This is a genomic window from Micromonospora sp. WMMD734, assembly GCF_049178975.1.
Classification (GTDB): Bacteria; Actinomycetota; Actinomycetes; order Mycobacteriales; family Micromonosporaceae; genus Micromonospora; species Micromonospora wenchangensis.
In genome coordinates, this window is the sequence record NZ_JBMHMK010000001.1 from 5,674,276 (window position 1) to 5,690,595 (window position 16,320).

Here is a 16,320-nt window from a genome sequence, read left to right on the forward strand (position 1 = left end):
CCGCGCCTCGTGGGCGCGCCCGACCGCCATGCCGCCGTGGGCGTCGTGGTGGACGCGCCGACCAGCCTGAACGATCGTTAGGCTAGCGCATCCGGGCCCCGCCCGACCACCCGACCGACTTCCCCCCTGGATATTGATACTCAACTATCGATATGGCTACGCTCCAGACACCCCCTCCGGATTGGAGTGAGTCATGAACTCACGCGTCAAGCGCCTCGCCGTCGCCGCCCTGGCGACCGCGACGGCGACCCTCGGCATCACGGTCGCCAACCCCGCGCCCGCCTCCGCCGCGATGACCATCTGCTACAACACCAGCCAGGCGCCCAGCTACGCGAGCGTCGCCAACCAGGCCGCGTCGATCTGGAACAACGCCACCACCAACCTGACGCTCACCGCGAACTGCGGCACCAACCTGCGGATCTACCAGATCACCGGCGGCGGCTCGTACGCCCAGCGCACCAGCCTCGGCAACGGCCGGGTCTACATCGACACCCAGCAGGCCGCCCAGTACAGCCCGCTGCGGATCATGACCCACGAGATCGGGCACATCCTCGGCCTGCCCGACAACTACAACGGCAACTGCGCGATCCTGATGTCCGGCGGCAGCGCCGGCACCAGCTGCACCAACCCGTACCCGAGCACCACCGAGGCGAACCGGGTGAGCAGCCTGTTCGCCGGCACCCTCAGCGCCAACGACCGCCGCAGCGGCACCGGCAGCCAGGTCTTCAAGGACAGCTGGCCGGGTCTGCTCACCGTGGGCTGACCCGCGAGGCGATCCGACGGAGGGGCCGGCACCACGCCGGCCCCTCCCCGCGTCTCTCCGGTCTCCCAGCCGCGCGGTCGGCCGCCCCTCAGCGGGCGGTCAACCGGGTACGCGGGCCGGCCCGCAGCACCCCCGACGGCAGCCGCTTGCCGAGCAGTTCCTCGGCCAACTCGGCGACCCCGACCAGGGCGTCCAGGTCGATGCCGGTGTCGATGCCCATGTCGTGCAGCATGTGCACCGCCTCCTCGGTGGCCAGGTTCCCGCTCGCCCCCGGCGCGTACGGGCAGCCACCCAGGCCGCCGACGCTGGCGTCGAACTCGGTGACCCCCAGTTCCAGGGCGGTCAGCAGGTTCGCCAACGCCGTTCCCCTGGTGTTGTGGAAGTGCAGCAGCACCGGCACGTCGGGCTCCCGGTCGCGGACGGCGGTGACCAGCTCGCGGACCCGTCGGGGCGTACCCATGCCGGTGGTGTCGCCGAACGCGACCCGGTCCGCGCCGTCGCGGACCACCCGCTCGACGATCCCGGCGACCCGCCCCGGGTCGACGTCCCCCTCGTACGGGCAGCCGAAGCTGGTCGCCACGATCACCTCGGCCCGCGCGCCCGCGCCGTGCAGCAGGTCGATCAGCGCGGCGATGTCGTCGAGCGACTCGGCGGTGGAGCGGTTGACGTTACGCCGGTTGTGCGTGTCGCTGGCCGAGACCACCACCTCGATCTCGGTGAAACCGGCGGCCAGGGCCCGCTCGGCACCACGGGTGTTGGGCACCAGCGCCGAATAGCGGACCCCCTCGACCTTCCCGGCCCGCCGCCACACCTCGTCGGCGTCGGCCATCTGCGGGATCGCCTTCGGGTGCACGAACGACACCGCCTCGATCCGGCGCACGCCGGTGCCGGAGAGGGCGTCGAGCAGCCGCACCTTGGCCCCGGTGGGGATCGGCTCCTCGTTCTGGAGCCCGTCGCGCGGCCCGACCTCGCGGATCGACACCGCCGCTGGCATCTGACTCATGGTCACCTCGCTGTGACATCTGGTCGCCGGGGGTGTCCCGCGTCGCCGCCCCTCGTGGGGGCGACGGCCGGCGACGCCGGACGACAGGTGGTCCCTCCAGGGAACCACCACGCCGGCCGCCGCCGCCACGTCACCCCCGGACCGCCCGGGTGCCGGCCGCCCCGGGAGATCACCGGGCCGGCGGTCCCTCCACCAGCTCGGCGGCGCTACGCAGCACCGCCGCGACCGCGCCCGCCCAGGCCACCGCGTCCTCCCGGCCCAGGACCAGCGCCATCGCCACCGCACCCTCCGCGAACAGCGACATCGACCGCAGGTTCCGGCCCACCCGACGACGGTCGGGGCGCGGGCACGCGCCGTCGGTCAGTCTTCCGCTTCCCATGTTCTCCGCCCCCACGCCGCATGACAGGCGATGGCCTCTCCACCGCCCCGGTGGCGCGACCGGTTCCCGCCGCGCGGGCGTCGACCGACCGCCGACGAACGCGCGGCGACCGATCCGGTCGCATGACGGGCCCAACGACCGGCCGGGCCGCGCCGCACGCCGTTCTGGCCGGGCAGCACCGGGACGGGCGGCCAAAGTGGACCGTCCACCGACTGCTGCCGGACACCGGCACCGCACCGGGCCCGGGACCGTCCAACCCGGACGGCACCCGGCCCTACCCGGACAACGACCCGGCCAGAAACTGACCACGGAAACAGGCCGAAACGCTCACGATTTGCGGATGGAGGGTACGAATACCTTCCCGGGTCAGGCAGCTCTCCGCACGAAAGGTCCGCCCATGTCCTCCCACACCAGCACGCCGTCCCCGGACCGGGGACGGCACCAGCGGCACTGGCTCGTCCCACGCGAGCACCTGGCCGCCGGCTACGCGGCCCGGTACGGGTCGCCGGCGGTGTCCGAGTACGCGCTGGCGGTCCGCGACCTCATCGAGCGGTCTCCGGAGTTCGGGACTGTCGACACCTGGAGCAGGCTGGCCGAACGGATCTGCCGCAACCGGCCGGGCCGGGACCGGGACACCTGGCGCAAGCGGCTGTCCCGGCACTTCACCACCGAGACCAAGGGACCGCCGTGGCAGACCGTGGTGCTGGTGGTCGAGTGCACCGTCGCGGCAGCCGACCGGGCGGCCACCCTGAGCCGGTTCGAGCGGCTCTACGAGGCGGCCCGGGGCGAGCCGCCGACGGACCGCCGACCGGCCGCCGACCGGGCCCACCCCGACGGCTGCGGGCCGCCGGGGACCGCCACCGGCGGGGCAGCCCGTGCCGAGGGTGACGCCGGGCTGGTCATCGCCCAGCTCCGCGCGGAGAACGCCGTGCTGCGCCGTACGGTGGCCGCGCGGGAAGCCGAGAACGAACTGCTCCGCGCCACCCTCGACGCCGTGCACCGGACGGTCCCGAAGGGCCGCCCCCACCGGCTCCCCGACGGGGGCACCCACCCGGCGGACCCGTCCGGACGGGAGGCGGCCCTGCTCGACGGGCTGGCCCGCAAGGACCGCAACCCGGGGCACTTCCCCGCCGGCCCGACCCCGACCAACGACGCCCCGGCCGGTCGGCACCGCCCACCCCGGATCGACACGGTGTCGCTGCCGCCCCGCCTCGACGTCGTCGGCCCGCCACCGCACCGGCCGATGCCCCGGCCGTACCCGCCGGGCGGGACGCGGCGGGCCTGATCCCCCGGGCCCGCTCCAGGCGGACCCGGGGGATCAGGCCGGCCCGACCACGGGATCCGGGTCGGCGGACCCGTGGTCGGCCACGCCGGGGTCAGCGCATCCGGCCGACGATGCCGGTGTCGTAGTCGCCGGAGACGAACTCCTCGTTGTCCAGCAGCTCGGCGAAGAAGGGCAGGTTGTTCTTCGGGCCGGCGACCGCGAAGCCGGCCACCGCCGTCCGGGCCCGTTCGATCGCCTCGGCCCGGTCCGCCCCGGCGACGACGAGCTTGGCCAGCAGACTGTCGTAGAACGGGGTCACCGTGTTGCCGGCGACGTAGCCGGAGTCGACGCGTACCCCCGCGCCGGTCGGCTCCACCCAGGTGCCGATGACGCCGGGGCCGGGCAGGAACCGCTTCGGGTCCTCCGCGTTGATCCGCAGCTCGATCGCGTGCCCGCGCGGGGTCAGCGCGTCCGGGTCGAAGGTCGGTGGCAGGCCGGCCGCCACCCGCAGCTGCTCCTCGACCAGGTCGACGCCGTAGACCAGCTCGGTCACCGGGTGCTCCACCTGGAGCCGGGTGTTCATCTCCAGGAAGAAGAACTCCTGCGTGGCCGGGTCGAGCAGGCACTCCACGGTGCCCGCGTTGCGGTAGCCGACCGCCTCGCCGGCCCGTACGGCGGCGGCCAGGAACCGCGCCCGCAGTTCCGGGGAGACCGCCGGGGAGGGGGACTCCTCGACCAGCTTCTGGTTGCGCCGCTGCACCGAGCACTCCCGCTCGCCGAGCGCCACCACCCGGCCGTCGGCCAGGCCGAGGATCTGCACCTCGACGTGGCGTACCCGGGGGAAGTAGCGCTCGATGAGCACCGAGCCGTCGCCGAACATCCGCTCGGCGAACGCGCGGACCTTGTCGTACTCGGTGCGCAGCGCGGCCTCGTCGGCGGCCACCGCCATGCCCATCCCGCCGCCACCGGCGGCGGCCTTGACCATCACCGGGTAGCCGATCCCCGTGGCGGCGGCGACCGCCGCGTCGAGGTCGGTGGCCGGCTCGGTGGTGCCGGGCGCGACCGGTACCCCGGCCGCCGCCATCAGGTTCCGCGCGTTGATCTTGTCGCCCATCGCGGTGATCGCGTCCGCGCCGGGCCCGACCCAGACCAGCCCACGGGCCTGCACCGTACGGGCGAAGTCGGCGTTCTCCGACAGGAAGCCGTAGCCGGGGTGGATCGCCTGCGCGCCGGTGGCCTCGGCGGCGGCCAGGATCGCCTCGACGTTGCGGTAGCTCTGGGCCGGGTTCGCCGGTCCCACGCACACCGCCTCGTCGGCCTCGACCACGAACGGCAGGTCGGCGTCGGCCTCCGAGTGCACCGCGACCGCCCGGACACCGAGCCGTTTCGCGGTACGGATGATCCGGCGGGCGATCTCGCCCCGGTTGGCGACCAACAGCGACTCGATCATGTTTCCTCCAGCGTCCAGGGTGGGGACGGTTGCTCGACGTCCAGGGGTGCGGACGGATGCCAGGAAACCACGGTCGGGCCGTCGGCCACGAGTCGGGCGGGAGGGTCAGGAGTCGGTCTCGGCGAGCAGGGCGGCCAGCGCGGCGGCCCGCAGCAGCGCCGCCCGACGCCGCCGGTCGACCTCGCCGCCGAGGAACGGGGTCGAGTTCATCAGGCCGAACGCGGCGTGCGCCAGCACCCGTGCCTCGCCGTCGGGCAGCCCCGGGTGCAGCGCGGTCAGCACGGTCACCCACTCCTCGACGTACAGCCGTTGGAGCTTGCGGATGCGGCGGCGCGGCTCGTCCGGGAGGCGGTCCAGCTCGTGCAGGTGCAGGGCGATCACGGCCGGGTTCGCCAGCGCGAAGTCGACGTGGAAGTCGATCAGGGACTCCAGCGCGCCACGCGGGTCGCCGGGACGGCTGGCCGCCCGGTCCCGGCCACCGTCGAGCAGCCCCTCGCTGACCGGGATCAGCGCGGCGGCGAGCATCGCCTCCTTGCCGGCGAAGTGGTGGTAGAGGGCGGGGCCGGTCACCCCGGCGGCCGCACCGATGTCGTCCATGGAGACCCCGTGGTAGCCGCGGGCGGCGAAGAGCCCGACAGCGATCTCCAGGATCTCGTCGCGCCTCGACCGGCGCCGGCCCGCGCTGCCTGCGCTGCCCCTAGCCTGCTGCCCCACAGTCACCCGGCAAGCGTAGACCTCGGGCCGGACACCGGGGCCCCTCGGTTACCCGCGGGTTCACCAGGCGGACAGTGGCCGCGTGCGGGGGTGCCGCCGGTGATCGCCGGACGGCACGCCCCACCGGCCCTAGCCTGGGAAGGGAGGGAGGGTGGGATGACGGCACGACGGCCGGACCGGTCGCTGCTGCTCGCCGGTGGCCTACTGGTCGGCGCGGGCATCTTCGACGTGCTGTCCGGGTTCGGCGACGTCGACAGCGGCGACGTCTACGTCTCGCTGCACGCCGACGGGCTGGTCTTCTACGACCTCACCAACTGGGCCTGGCTGCACGTGGCGAGCGGGGTGCTGCTGGTGGCGACCGGCCTGGTCGTCACCTTCGGTCGCCGCGGGTGGGTGACGGCCGCCCTGGTGGTCGGGGCAGCCGTCGTCGTCGTACACGTGCTGTTCGCGCCGTACCACCCGATCGAGGCGTTGATCGTGGTGGGACTGACCCTCGCCGCCGTCCGGCTGGTCGTCCGGCACCGGCGCGGCGACCGGGACGGCAGCCGGGTCAGGACGGCTGGCAGACCTTCCCGGTGAAGGACGGGTCCGGCTGGCGGGCGTCGTTCCAGGCCGGGTTGACCCGGATCGCCAGCGGCGGTGCCTGCCAACCCGCACCGAGCTGCTGGAGCAGCGGATACTCCCGCCGCATCCGGCTCTCCGGCACCCCGGCGAGGAAGTGGATCAGGCGGTCCTGGACCAGGGACCGGCCCAGCAGCCCGCCGTGCACCCCGGGCATCTGGAACACCGGAATGCCCGTGTACTCGCCCGGGGGCGCCTCGGTGGCCGTGGTGGTCGGCAGGAACGCCACCATCCGTACGCCCGGCACCGGGCACATCAACTGGTTGCGGTAGAACGGCGCGTTGTCCAGCAGGGAGCGGATGAACGGCTCGTCCGGCCCGGCGTCGGTGACCCCGAACAGTTCGATCGTCCCGAGCAGGGCCCGGAGCTGCCAGCCGGTGGCCACACCCCAGCCGTGGGCCGCCCCGGCCGGCGGGTAGTACGCCCGCCCCGCGTTGATCAACGGGCTGAACATGACCAGGGTGTCCACCGCCGGGTGCGGGTGCTTTGCGAGGTAGGTACGGGCGAGCATCGCCCCCTCGCTCTCCCCGATCAGCGCCACCGGCCGGCCGGTACGCCCGTGCAGGCGGTCCACCTGTGTCCGGAGCAGGGCGGTCCCGCTCTCCAGCGACCGGTTGGTGTCCGACGACCGGTACGGCAGCGGTCGACCGTCCCCGTCCAACCCCCGGTAGGAGAACCGTTCCACGTTCGCGTCGACGGGCGGGGTGCCGTCGTAGGCCGACCCGTGGCCGGCGAGGACGATCACCGCGTGCCGGACGTCGGCGGGCAGCCGCTGCCCCAGCACCACCTGCTCGATCGTCACCCCGGCCGGGACGACCTGCACCAGCAGCGGGATCGCCAGCGGTACGGCGAGGGCCAGCGCGACGGCGATCGGGGTGACCGGCACCCGCGCCCAGCGCACCCGGGGGGCCAGCACGGCGACGTGCACGGTGCGTTCCCAGAGCAGCCCGTTGGCCGCCCCGGCGACCAGCGCGACGGGCACCGTCCACCAGCCGGGAACGCTCCAGCACAGCGCGCTCGCCACGGTGATCACCACGAAGTTCAGCAGCGACCAGCCGACCAGGGAGATCGACGGCAGTCCACGCCACCACGGCCCGACCACGGCGGCGCGTTGCAGGAACGGCGCGAGCAGGAACATCGGCAGCAGCGAGGCGAGCAGCACCCAGGAGAGCGCGACCACCGAGGCGGCCACCGAGATCAACGCCCACGGTGCGACCAGCACGACGACCACGACGGACAGGCCGAGGTTGCGGCCGAGCAGCCAGCGCAGACCGGGCCGGTCCACCCCGGCGGGCCAGGCGAGCGTGACCAGCCCGGTGGTGAGCAGCGCCCGGAACCCGATCACCAGCAGCAGTCCGACCAGGAAGTCGGGCCACGAGTCGTGGTAGACGTACAGCCAGCGCAGGTCGTGGTAGGTGTCGTACGGCCAGACGGCGGTGACCTGGGAGGACAGCCCTTCGGCGGCGACGAACCCGAGGCGGACCAGCAGCACCGCCTCGATCGCCGGGGGCAGGGCGGCCAGGGCGCACAGCGCTGTCAGCCGGGCTCGCGGTCGGTGCACGCCCTCTCCTCACCAGGTGACCGGGGTTCCCCTAGCAGGTTCCCCCGCCTGACGACCGCGTGTCGGGTCTACCGCCGAACTACCGCCGACCGGCTTGCCGCTCGTCCTCCCGATGGGGGGCGTCGCGCGCTGCTGGAGGCCGGCGAGCCGCAGCGCGATCCGGCGGCGCACCGGCGGCATCCCCGACACCGCGCGTAGCGCCAGGTCCCGCAGCGGCCGGCCGGCGGGCGGCAGGGTGGCCAGCCGGGTCAGCCTGGCGGCGAAGCCGACGACCTCCTCGGCGAGCGGTCGACGGCGGGCCGCGTAGTCGTCCAGCAGGGTGTCGGGGTGGCCGGCGAGGACGTCGCCGAGGGCGGCACCGAGGGCCACCGCGTCGCAGATGCCGAGGTTCATCCCCTGCCCACCGGCCGGGCTGTGCACGTGCGCCGCGTCCCCGGCGAGCAGCACCCGGCCACGGCGGTAGCGGTCGGCGATCCGGTGGTGGACGCGGAACCGGGAACTCCAGAGCACGTCGGTCACCCGGTCCGGCCGCCGGGTCGGGCCGCGTTCGTCGAGCAGCGCCTGGAGCCGGGCGGCGTCCGGGTCGCGGGGCGCGTCGGCAACGGCGGCGACCAGCCGGACCACGCCGTCCGGCAGGGGTGCCCACACCAGCGGACCCGGCCGGGCGAGGAAGAGGGCGACCTCGTCGCGGGGGAGCACGCTGTTCACCCGGACGTCGGCGAGCAGGAACGACTCGCCCCGGTCGGCCGGCCCACCGAAGCCGATGCCGGCCAGGTCACGGACGGTGCTGTGCATGCCGTCCGCGCCGACCACCCAGCGGGCCCGCACGCTCGTCCCGTCGGCGAAGCCGGCCACCGCTCGGTCGCCGTCGTGGTCCAGGCCGGTGAGCTGGTACGGCCGGTGCACCTGCCCGCCGAGGGCGGCCAGCCGCTCGGTGAGCACCGCCTCGGTCACCGACTGGGAGACCAGCAGCGCGTACGGGTACGTCGACGGCAGGTCCCCGAAGCCGAGGGTGAGCAGCACCCGGTCGCGGTCCCGCACGGTGAAGCGCGACGCCCGCAGCCCCCGGGCCACCAGTGGCGCGGTGACGCCGATCCGGTCCAACACCTCAAGCGTGTACGCGTGCACGACGGCGGCCCGGGAGGTGACCGGCGGCGCGGACGCCCGGTCGACCACTGTCACCTCCACGCCCTGTCGGGCGAGGGTGGCCGCGACGGTCAGTCCGGTCGGGCCGGCTCCCACCACCAGGACGTCGGTCTGCGCGGGCAGCATCTCCCACCTCCGTTGCCAACGAGCGTTTGCCAACATTTGTTGGCAACGGTAGGCCGGGTGGACACCGGAGGTCAACGCCTGTTGGCATAGAGTCGGGGACATGACCGCCCGCCGATCGGACGCCACCCGGGCCGCGATCCTGACCGCGGCCCGGCAGCGGTTCGCCGCCGACGGATACGAGCGCGCCACCATCCGGGCCATCGCCGCCGACGCCAGGATCGACCCGTCCATGGTGATGCGCTACTACGGCAGCAAGGAGGGGTTGTTCGCGGCGGCCGCCGAGTTCGACCTGCGGCTGCCGGACCTCACCGACCAGCCCACCGACCAGCTCGGTGAGGTGCTGGTCCGGCACTTCCTCGACCGCTGGGAGGGCGACGGGACGCTGGTCGCGCTGCTGCGTACCGCCGCCACCAACCAGGGTGCGGCCGACCGGATGCGGGCGGTCTTCACCGACCAGCTCGGCGCGACGGTGGCCGCCGTCGTACCCGATCCGGCGCAGGCACCCCGGCGGGCCGGTCTGGTCGCCAGCCAGATGCTCGGCCTGGCGCTGACCCGGTACGTGCTACGCCTGCCCCCGGTCGTCGACATGCCGCCGGCCGACCTGGTCACCTGGCTCGCCCCCACCGTCCAGCGCTACCTCCGCGCCCCCACCTGACCGCCGTCCGCCGAACGGCCGGCCGCCGGGTGCAATTGGGCGGATGTTGCGGTGTCCCGGGGCTGGATACCGCAACATCCGCCCAAGCGTGACCCAGCCGGGGGCGACCCGGGGCACGGCGGAGGGCTGGTCAGCCGGCCAGGCCGCCGGGCTGGTCGCCCCGGACCACGGGGGCCCGGACCAGGTTGCCCCACTCGGTCCACGAACCGTCGTAGTTGCGCACCTGCGGGAAGCCCAGCAGGTGGTGCAGGACGAACCAGGTGTGGCTGGACCGCTCACCGATCCGGCAGTAGGCCACCACGTCGTCGGCCGGGCTCAACCCGAGCTGGTCGGTGTAGATGGCCCGCAGCTCGTCGGCCGATTTGAAGGTGCCGTCGTCGTTCGCGGCGGACTTCCACGGCTTGCTCACCGCGCCCGGGATGTGCCCGCCGCGCAGCGCGCCCTCCTGCGGGTAGTCGGGCATGTGCAGCATCTCGCCGGTGTACTCGCCAGGCGACCGGACGTCGACCAGCGGCCGGCCCGCCGCCACGTGCGCCATCACCTGCTCCCGGTACGCCCGGACCGGCGCGTCGTTACGCTGCGGCACCGGATAGGCGGCGCGCGGCCGGACCGTCTTCTCCCGGGTCAGCTCGCGCCCCTCGGCGATCCACTTCTGCCGGCCGCCGTCGAGCAGCCGGACGTCGGCATGACCGAACAGGGTGAACACCCACAGCGCGTACGCGGCCCACCAGTTGAAGTTGTCGCCGTAGAAGACCACCGTGTCGTCCCGGCCGATGCCCTTGGCCGCGCACAGTTCGGCGAAGCTCTCCGCGTCCAGGTAGTCCCGGGTGACCTGGTCGTTCAGCTCGGTGTGCCAGTCGACCTTGACGGCCCCGGGGAGATGACCGGTGTCATAGAGCAGCACGTCCTCGTCGGATTCGACCACGACGAGACCCTCGTCGCCGAGGTGCTCGGCCAACCATTCGGTGGTGACCAGCCGCTGCGGGTCGGCGTACGACTGGAGGCGGGGATGCGGATCACTCGGCACAGACATGAGCCCAAGTTACGCCGGTATCCGGGGCGTCGGCCGCCCAACGGGACGGGACCGCCGGTCAGGCGCGGCGGTGGAGCAGGCGGCCGGCGACGACGGTGGCGAGGCAGCGACCGTCGTCGGCGAAGACGGCCAGGTCGGCGCGCCCGCCGACGGTGAGGGCCGGGGGCCGTGCCGCGTCGAGGACGGCGACGTCGTTGCGGGCCGCCGCCGCGCGTACCGCCGGGTCGGTGAGGTGGGCGGCGAGCACCGCGCCGACGCCCGATCGCAGCAGCACGTGCACCCGTTCGCGCGGGGTGGGGGCCGGCGGCAGCGGCCCGTCGTGCACCAGCGCCGGCCCGAGGGTGCCGGGCCACCGCCGCACCCGCACCGTCGGGTACGCCTGCGTCAGCTCCCCGACCGGCCCGACCGCCTCGATCCGGTCCCCGTCGACCAGCACCGCCCAGCCCGAGAGCGGCCCACCGTCACCCGGGGCCGGCCAGCCTGAGAGCGGCCCGCCGTCGCCCGGGGCCGGCCCGGCCGGCGGCGACCCACCGTCGCCCAGGGTCGACCGGTCCGGCTGTGACCCAGCGGAGACCTGCGCCGGCCGGCCCGACAGGGGCTCGTCGTCGGCCGGGACCGCCCGGCCCGGCGGTGGCCCGTCGCCTGGCGTCACCCGGCCCGGCGGAGACTCGTCGCTCGGTATCGTCCGGCCGGGTGGTGGCTCGTCGTTGAGGGTCAGGCGCAGCAGGGGGGCGGTGTGCAGGGTGCGCACGTCAGTCGGCGACCGGGCCGAGGATGGGGCGCTTCGCGGTGACCGTGTCGCCGGAGGACCGGCCGGTGAGCCGGCGGGTGACCCACGGGGCCAGGTGCCGGCCGACCCAGCTCAGGTCGGCGGCGCGGGCGGCGAGCCACGGGGTGGCGGCCGGGTGCTCCGGGACCAGCAGCCACTCCTCGTCGCAGCCCACCCCGAGCGCGGTCAGCACCTGGGCGGCGACCCGCCGGTGCCCGGCGGCGGACAGGTGCAGCCGGTCGGGGCTCCAGAGCATCGGATTGAGCCGGTACGTGTCGTCGGCGAACAGGTCGATCAGGATCGCGCCGTGCCGCTCGGCGATCTCGCCGACGATCCGGTTGACCAGCTCGATCCGGGGGGAGACGAGGCGCTGGCCGGGCAGCCGGGCCAGCACGTCGGCGAACCGGAAGAGGATCACGTCGGCACCGTTGGCGCGCAGTCGGGCCACCACGGCGTCGAACCGGGTCGCCAACGCGTCCGGGTCGAAGGTACGGCGCAGCACGTCGTTGCCGCCGGCCGCGAAGCTGATCAGGTCGGGCTTCATGGCGAGCGCGGCGGGCACCTGCTCGGCGACGACACTCGGGAAGAGCCGGCCCCGGATGGCCAGGTTCGCGTAGCCGAAGTCCGGCCCGGCCTCGGCGGCCAGCCGGGTGGCCACCAGGTCCGCCCAACCCCGGTAGGTGCCGTCCGGGTAGGCGTCGTCCATGCCCTCGGTGAAACTGTCCCCGACCGCCACGAAGCTTCGCCAGCGCACGCCGCCCCCTCATGCCCTCGTTGCCTGCGGCGACCAGTCTGTCACCGGCAGACCGTCGTGCGTCGCCGCCCACCGCCCCAACGTGGCGCAGGTCATCGACCAGCACTACGGGGGTGGGCCGGCCGGTCCCCGGCGGTAGGGGGCCCAGGCGACGAACCGCTCGAAAAGGTCACGCGGCGTCGGCCCGTCCTGCGGGTTCAGCCGGAACAGGTCGTGGCTCGCCTCGTGATAGAGCCCGGACAGATAGACGGCCAGGTCGACGGGGTGTGCGTCGTACTCGATGCGGAGCAGCAGCCGGGCCTCGGCGCACGGCCACGGGCCGCCGCAGGCCCGGCACACCCACAGCGGTCGCAGCGGCAGGTGCGGCCGGCCGCCCGGCGGGTGGGAGCGGGGCCGGTCGGCGTACGGGCCGAGACGCGGCACCGGAAACGGACGGAAGTTCACCGGTCTCGACCTCCTGGTGATGGAAACGGGGCCGCCCCCTGCACGGGGAGGGTCACCAGCGGGCCGGAGGGAAGGCGACCCGCTGGTGACATTCTGGTGATGACACCACTACGGTCGGAAGGCATCGACGCCGGCCGGGGCGAGGCCGGGTCGACGGAGAGGGCCGCCCGGTCGGACCGGGGAGGCGGCCGGGACAACCGTGGAGGACGTGTGGAAAGTGAACCGACCGCCGACCTGATCCGGGCACAACTGCGCAGACTGCGGCTGCATGCGGAGCTGAGTCAGGAGGAGTTCGGCAAGCTGGTCCACTTCTCCGGCTCGCAGATCTCCGCCATCGAGCTGGGCCAACGCCCGTTCGACAGGCTGTTCCTCAGGCGGGCGGACGAGGTCCTGACGACCGGTGGGCTGCTCACCTCACTGCTCAGGCTGGCCGAGCGCTACTCGCAACCGAACTGGTTCCGGCCCTGGCTGGAGGCCGAACGCCAGGCACAGCAGCTCTGGTGTTACCACCCGACGCTCGTCCCGGGTCTGTTGCAGACGGAGAACTACGCCCGTGCGGTGATCCGGGCCGACGACATGCTCAGCGACGACGAGGTGGAGCGGCGGCTCGCCGTCCGGATGGACCGGCAGAGCGTGCTCAGTCGTCAGCAGCCGCCGAAGCTGATCGCGGTGGTGGAGGAGGCGGTGCTCCGGCGCGCGGACGAGGGCTTCCGGGGCCTGATGGTGCAGCAGATCGCCCATCTGTTGGAGTGCGTCGACCAGCCGAACGTCAGTATCCACGTGATACCCGCCGAGGTCAGCACCCACGTGGGTCTCGCCGGCCCGTTCACGCTGGCACTCGGCAACGACAGCGGTTGGGTAGGCCATCTGGAGAATCAGCTCAGTGGCACCACGATCGACAAGGACGGGGAGCTGACTATCCTGATTGCACGGTGGGAGAGCGTCCGCAGCGAGGCCCTGCCCCACAACCAGTCGGCACTGCTGATGAAGGAAGTGATGACGTCATGGAGCTGACCGGTGCCACCTGGCGCAAGTCCACCCGCAGCGGCAACGGCGAGTGCGTCGAGGTCGCCGACGGTCTGCCCGGCGTCGTCGGGGTGCGCGACAGCAAGGACCCGACCGGGCCCGTCCTCACCTTCGACCGCCGGGCCTGGCGCTCGTTCGTCGCTGCCACCGGCAAGGGTGTCGGCACCCACTGACCCGTTCCGGCCCGCCGAGGCCGGCCGGCTACGTCGGAGGCCGACGGTCGCGTCGGAGGCCGGCGGCTAGGCCAGGCGGTAGACGGAGACGTGGGAGCGGGATTCGGCGGTGAACTCGCCGCCGGCCCAGTCCGCGTGCCGGCTCTCCAGGGTGAACCCGGCGAGCTGCCCCATCAGGTCCAGCTCGGCGGGCCAGACGTAGCGGTGCGGGGTACGGAACAGTTCCGCCTGCCGGCCGTCGCCGAACCGGAAGTGGTGGGACACCACGTGCTGCGTCAGCACGTCGTAGGTGTCCAGGCCGACGTAGCCGGGTTCGGAGTGCCACACCACCGCCTGCTGCCCGGGTGGGAGTTTGCGCAGCTCAGGCACCCACAGTTCGACAATGAACCGGCCGCCGGGGGCGAGGTGCCGGGCGGCGTTACGGAAGCACGCCACCTGTTCGGCCTGGGTGAGCAGGTTGGCGATCGTGTTGAAGACCAGGTAGACGAGGGAGAACTCGCCGGGGGCGACCGTGGTCGCCATGTCGCCGGGGACCACCGGGACGGTGTCCGCGTCCACCTTGGTGCGGAGTTGGGCGATCATCGGCGCCGACAGCTCGATCCCGGTCACCGGCACCCCCCGGGCGGCGAGCGGAACGGCGACCCGACCGGTGCCGATGGCGAACTCCAGTGCCGCCCCGTCACCGGCGAGCGCGGCCAACCGGTCCACCGTCGGCCCCAGCACGTCGGGTGCGAACATCCCCTCGCCAGGCGTGTCGTAGTGCCGAGCAGCCTCGGCGTCCCAGATCTCGTCCTGCCGCATGCCCCGATGCTCACCGCCCCAGAAACCCATGTCCATCGAATTACCCCCACGCCACCCCGCCGCCCCTCGCCCCCTCACCCTCTCGCCCTCTCGCCCCGGTGATCAAGAGGTTTGCGTCAACTGATCAAGAGCTTTGCGTCAACCTGAAGATCAAAGCTGACGCAAACCTCTTGATCACCGCGAAACGGCGGGGGCGGGGGGCGGGGGCGGGGGGCGGGGGCGGGGGCGGGGGCGCGCAGGGTGGGAGGGGGTGAAAGGGATCGCTGGGGTGGGGGGTGCGCCGGCTCGACGTGGCGCTCGACCTCGGCGGCCGGTTGTCGGCGGCTGGCTTGCGCGTGCTCGTCGACGACCGGGCCACCGTCTCGGCCGGGGTGAAGTTCACCGATGCCGAGCTGATCGGCATCCCGTGCGTCGTCGTGGTCGGCCGCCGACTCGTTGACGGGTACGTCGAGGTGCGCGACCGGGCGACCGGCGGACGCGACGAGGTGCCGTGGGACGGCCTGGCCGACCACCTGCTGAGTCGGGTTCGCGGCAACGGGGTGTAGCGGACGCGCCACGGGGTACCAAAGTCGGATCGACTACGGGTGTTGTGCGGAGGCTCTCATGTACCGGGTCAGTGACGTGATGACCAAGCAGGTGGTCTATCTGTCGGCGGAGACCACTCTGGACGAGGCGGCCAGGGTGATGAAGGAGGCCGACATCGGGGATGTGGTGGTCACCGACGGTTCCACGCTGGCGGGTCTGCTGACCGACCGGGACATTGTGGTCCGGGCCGTGGCCGAGTGCAGCGACCCGGCCAGCACCTCGATCGGCTCGATCATCACCCGGGAGGTGGTGATGATCGAGCAGCACGCCACGGCCGGCGAGGCGGTGGCGTTGATGCGCGAGCGGAACATCCGGCGCATCCTGGTCTGCGACAACGAACGCAAGCTCGTCGGCATCGTCTCCCTGGGTGACCTGGCGATGCAGCTCGACCCCAGCTCGGCGCTTGCCGACATCAGCGAGGGCGCCCCGAACAACTGAGCCCGAACGAACTGAGCCGGACACGACGGCCGGTTACCGGGCGGGTGGCAACGACGGCCGGTGCGCACGGGTGACGTGGCCGGGGGCAGGTGGACCCACCCCCGGCCGGGCCGGGTGCCCGGGGCGGGCCGACCGTCGGGCGGGGACGGCAGGGGACGGCGGTAGCCTGGCGGAATGCCCGAGATGCCGACGAAGCTGGCCGAGATCGTCGAGGAGTTCGCCGACGCGCCCCGCGACGTGGTGCTGGAGATGCTGCTGGAGTACGCCGACGTGGTCCCGCCGCTGCCGGCCGGGGTGGACCGCGACGACCTGGAGCAGGTCCCCGAGTGCCAGACGGCGTTCTTCCTGCGCGCCGAGGTCGCCCGGGACGGCACGGTGACCACCGTGTTCGACTGCCCGCCGGAGGCGCCCACCACCCGGGCCTTCGCCGGCATCCTCGCCGAGGGGCTGGCCGGGGCGAGCGCCGCGCAGGTGCTGGACGTGCCGGACGACCTCTACCAGCGGATGGGCCTGGCCCAGGCGATCAGCCCGCTGCGGGTACGCGGCGGCACCGCGATCCTGGCCCGACTCAAGCGGCAGGTACGGGAACAAGCAGGCTGAGCTGGGGGTTGTCTC

General features: G+C 73.4%; 19 protein-coding genes and 1 pseudogene. 9 read left to right on the forward strand and 11 right to left on the reverse strand.

Features of this window, described 5'->3' with window-relative positions:
- Positions 1 to 193 precede the first annotated feature (193 nt).
- Positions 194 to 763 (forward strand): snapalysin family zinc-dependent metalloprotease, encoded by a 570-nt coding sequence (locus ACN267_RS24565; protein WP_204958406.1) that lies wholly within the window; start codon positions 194 to 196, stop codon positions 761 to 763.
- An 88-nt stretch (positions 764 to 851) separates the two neighbouring features.
- Here ACN267_RS24565 and ACN267_RS24570 read toward each other — a convergent pair whose 3' ends face one another.
- Together ACN267_RS24570 and ACN267_RS24575 are read right to left on the reverse strand one after the other, a co-directional pair.
- Positions 852 to 1,766, reverse strand: coding sequence for a hydroxymethylglutaryl-CoA lyase (locus ACN267_RS24570; protein ID WP_372445969.1), 915 nt, complete (start codon positions 1,764 to 1,766; stop codon positions 852 to 854).
- Between the two features lie 169 nt (positions 1,767 to 1,935).
- Positions 1,936 to 2,070: a hypothetical protein gene (locus ACN267_RS24575; RefSeq protein ID WP_421489740.1), complete on the reverse strand. Its 135-nt coding sequence runs from the start codon at positions 2,068 to 2,070 to the stop codon at positions 1,936 to 1,938.
- Between the two features lie 472 nt (positions 2,071 to 2,542).
- On the opposite strand from ACN267_RS24575, the gene ACN267_RS24580 reads away from it, so the two are divergent.
- Entirely contained in the window at positions 2,543 to 3,430 is an 888-nt protein-coding gene (locus tag ACN267_RS24580; RefSeq protein WP_421489741.1) for a hypothetical protein, read from the forward strand.
- 91 nt (positions 3,431 to 3,521) lie between these two features.
- Here ACN267_RS24580 and ACN267_RS24585 read toward each other — a convergent pair whose 3' ends face one another.
- On the reverse strand, positions 3,522 to 4,859 hold the full coding sequence (locus tag ACN267_RS24585) for an acetyl-CoA carboxylase biotin carboxylase subunit (RefSeq protein ID WP_421489742.1): 1,338 nt from the start codon (positions 4,857 to 4,859) through the stop codon (positions 3,522 to 3,524).
- Between the two features lie 105 nt (positions 4,860 to 4,964).
- A complete protein-coding gene (locus tag ACN267_RS24590; protein WP_145917209.1) occupies positions 4,965 to 5,579 on the reverse strand; it encodes a TetR/AcrR family transcriptional regulator in 615 nt (204 codons plus the stop codon).
- 150 nt (positions 5,580 to 5,729) lie between these two features.
- Here ACN267_RS24590 and ACN267_RS24595 point away from each other — a divergent pair, with 150 nt between their 5' ends.
- The gene (locus ACN267_RS24595; RefSeq protein WP_281901576.1) at positions 5,730 to 6,152 is read left to right on the forward strand and encodes a DUF7144 family membrane protein; all 423 of its coding nucleotides are present in this window, start codon (positions 5,730 to 5,732) and stop codon (positions 6,150 to 6,152) included.
- Here ACN267_RS24595 and ACN267_RS24600 read toward each other — a convergent pair.
- Both ACN267_RS24600 and ACN267_RS24605 read right to left on the reverse strand, forming a co-directional pair.
- Positions 6,124 to 7,755: a hypothetical protein gene (locus ACN267_RS24600; RefSeq protein ID WP_421489743.1), complete on the reverse strand. Its 1,632-nt coding sequence runs from the start codon at positions 7,753 to 7,755 to the stop codon at positions 6,124 to 6,126. The two genes, ACN267_RS24595 and ACN267_RS24600, sit on opposite strands and share 29 nt — an antisense overlap.
- Positions 7,756 to 7,764: 9 nt before the next feature.
- Entirely contained in the window at positions 7,765 to 9,027 is a 1,263-nt protein-coding gene (locus ACN267_RS24605) for an FAD-dependent oxidoreductase (RefSeq protein ID WP_421489744.1), read from the reverse strand.
- Positions 9,028 to 9,127: 100 nt separating this feature from the next.
- Here ACN267_RS24605 and ACN267_RS24610 point away from each other — a divergent pair, with 100 nt between their 5' ends.
- The gene (locus ACN267_RS24610; RefSeq protein WP_421489745.1) at positions 9,128 to 9,682 is read left to right on the forward strand and encodes a TetR family transcriptional regulator; all 555 of its coding nucleotides are present in this window, start codon (positions 9,128 to 9,130) and stop codon (positions 9,680 to 9,682) included.
- Positions 9,683 to 9,812: 130 nt separating this feature from the next.
- On the opposite strand, the gene ACN267_RS24615 is transcribed toward ACN267_RS24610, so the two are convergent.
- From ACN267_RS24615 to ACN267_RS24630, 4 genes are all read right to left on the reverse strand, one after another.
- Positions 9,813 to 10,715 (reverse strand): sulfurtransferase, encoded by a 903-nt coding sequence (locus tag ACN267_RS24615; RefSeq protein ID WP_421489746.1) that lies wholly within the window; start codon positions 10,713 to 10,715, stop codon positions 9,813 to 9,815.
- Positions 10,716 to 10,773: 58 nt separating this feature from the next.
- Positions 10,774 to 11,466: an imidazolonepropionase-like domain-containing protein gene (locus ACN267_RS24620; RefSeq protein WP_421489747.1), complete on the reverse strand. Its 693-nt coding sequence runs from the start codon at positions 11,464 to 11,466 to the stop codon at positions 10,774 to 10,776.
- A 1-nt stretch (position 11,467) separates the two neighbouring features.
- On the reverse strand, positions 11,468 to 12,238 hold the full coding sequence (locus ACN267_RS24625) for an SGNH/GDSL hydrolase family protein (protein WP_088645756.1): 771 nt from the start codon (positions 12,236 to 12,238) through the stop codon (positions 11,468 to 11,470).
- 105 nt (positions 12,239 to 12,343) lie between these two features.
- A complete protein-coding gene (locus ACN267_RS24630; protein WP_204958396.1) occupies positions 12,344 to 12,682 on the reverse strand; it encodes a hypothetical protein in 339 nt (112 codons plus the stop codon).
- A 210-nt stretch (positions 12,683 to 12,892) separates the two neighbouring features.
- On the opposite strand from ACN267_RS24630, the gene ACN267_RS24635 reads away from it, so the two are divergent.
- Both ACN267_RS24635 and ACN267_RS24640 read left to right on the forward strand, forming a co-directional pair.
- Positions 12,893 to 13,696, forward strand: coding sequence for a helix-turn-helix domain-containing protein (locus tag ACN267_RS24635; protein ID WP_204958395.1), 804 nt, complete (start codon positions 12,893 to 12,895; stop codon positions 13,694 to 13,696).
- A complete protein-coding gene (locus tag ACN267_RS24640; RefSeq protein ID WP_204958394.1) occupies positions 13,687 to 13,881 on the forward strand; it encodes a DUF397 domain-containing protein in 195 nt (64 codons plus the stop codon). Before ACN267_RS24635 ends, ACN267_RS24640 begins: the two co-directional genes overlap by 10 nt.
- A 66-nt stretch (positions 13,882 to 13,947) precedes the next feature.
- Here ACN267_RS24640 and ACN267_RS24645 read toward each other — a convergent pair whose 3' ends face one another.
- Complete coding sequence (locus ACN267_RS24645; protein ID WP_204958393.1) at positions 13,948 to 14,682, reverse strand: class I SAM-dependent methyltransferase; 735 nt, start codon at positions 14,680 to 14,682, stop codon at positions 13,948 to 13,950.
- A gap of 281 nt (positions 14,683 to 14,963) precedes the next feature.
- Between ACN267_RS24645 and ACN267_RS24650 the strand changes: the two are divergent.
- The 3 genes and pseudogenes from ACN267_RS24650 to ACN267_RS24660 all read left to right on the forward strand — a co-directional run.
- A pseudogene (locus ACN267_RS24650) lies at positions 14,964 to 15,227 on the forward strand (His/Gly/Thr/Pro-type tRNA ligase C-terminal domain-containing protein); the annotation flags it as partial.
- A 58-nt stretch (positions 15,228 to 15,285) separates the two neighbouring features.
- Positions 15,286 to 15,705, forward strand: coding sequence for a CBS domain-containing protein (locus ACN267_RS24655; RefSeq protein ID WP_204958392.1), 420 nt, complete (start codon positions 15,286 to 15,288; stop codon positions 15,703 to 15,705).
- A 174-nt stretch (positions 15,706 to 15,879) separates the two neighbouring features.
- Positions 15,880 to 16,305: a SufE family protein gene (locus ACN267_RS24660; protein WP_204958391.1), complete on the forward strand. Its 426-nt coding sequence runs from the start codon at positions 15,880 to 15,882 to the stop codon at positions 16,303 to 16,305.
- Positions 16,306 to 16,320: the final 15 nt, after the last annotated feature.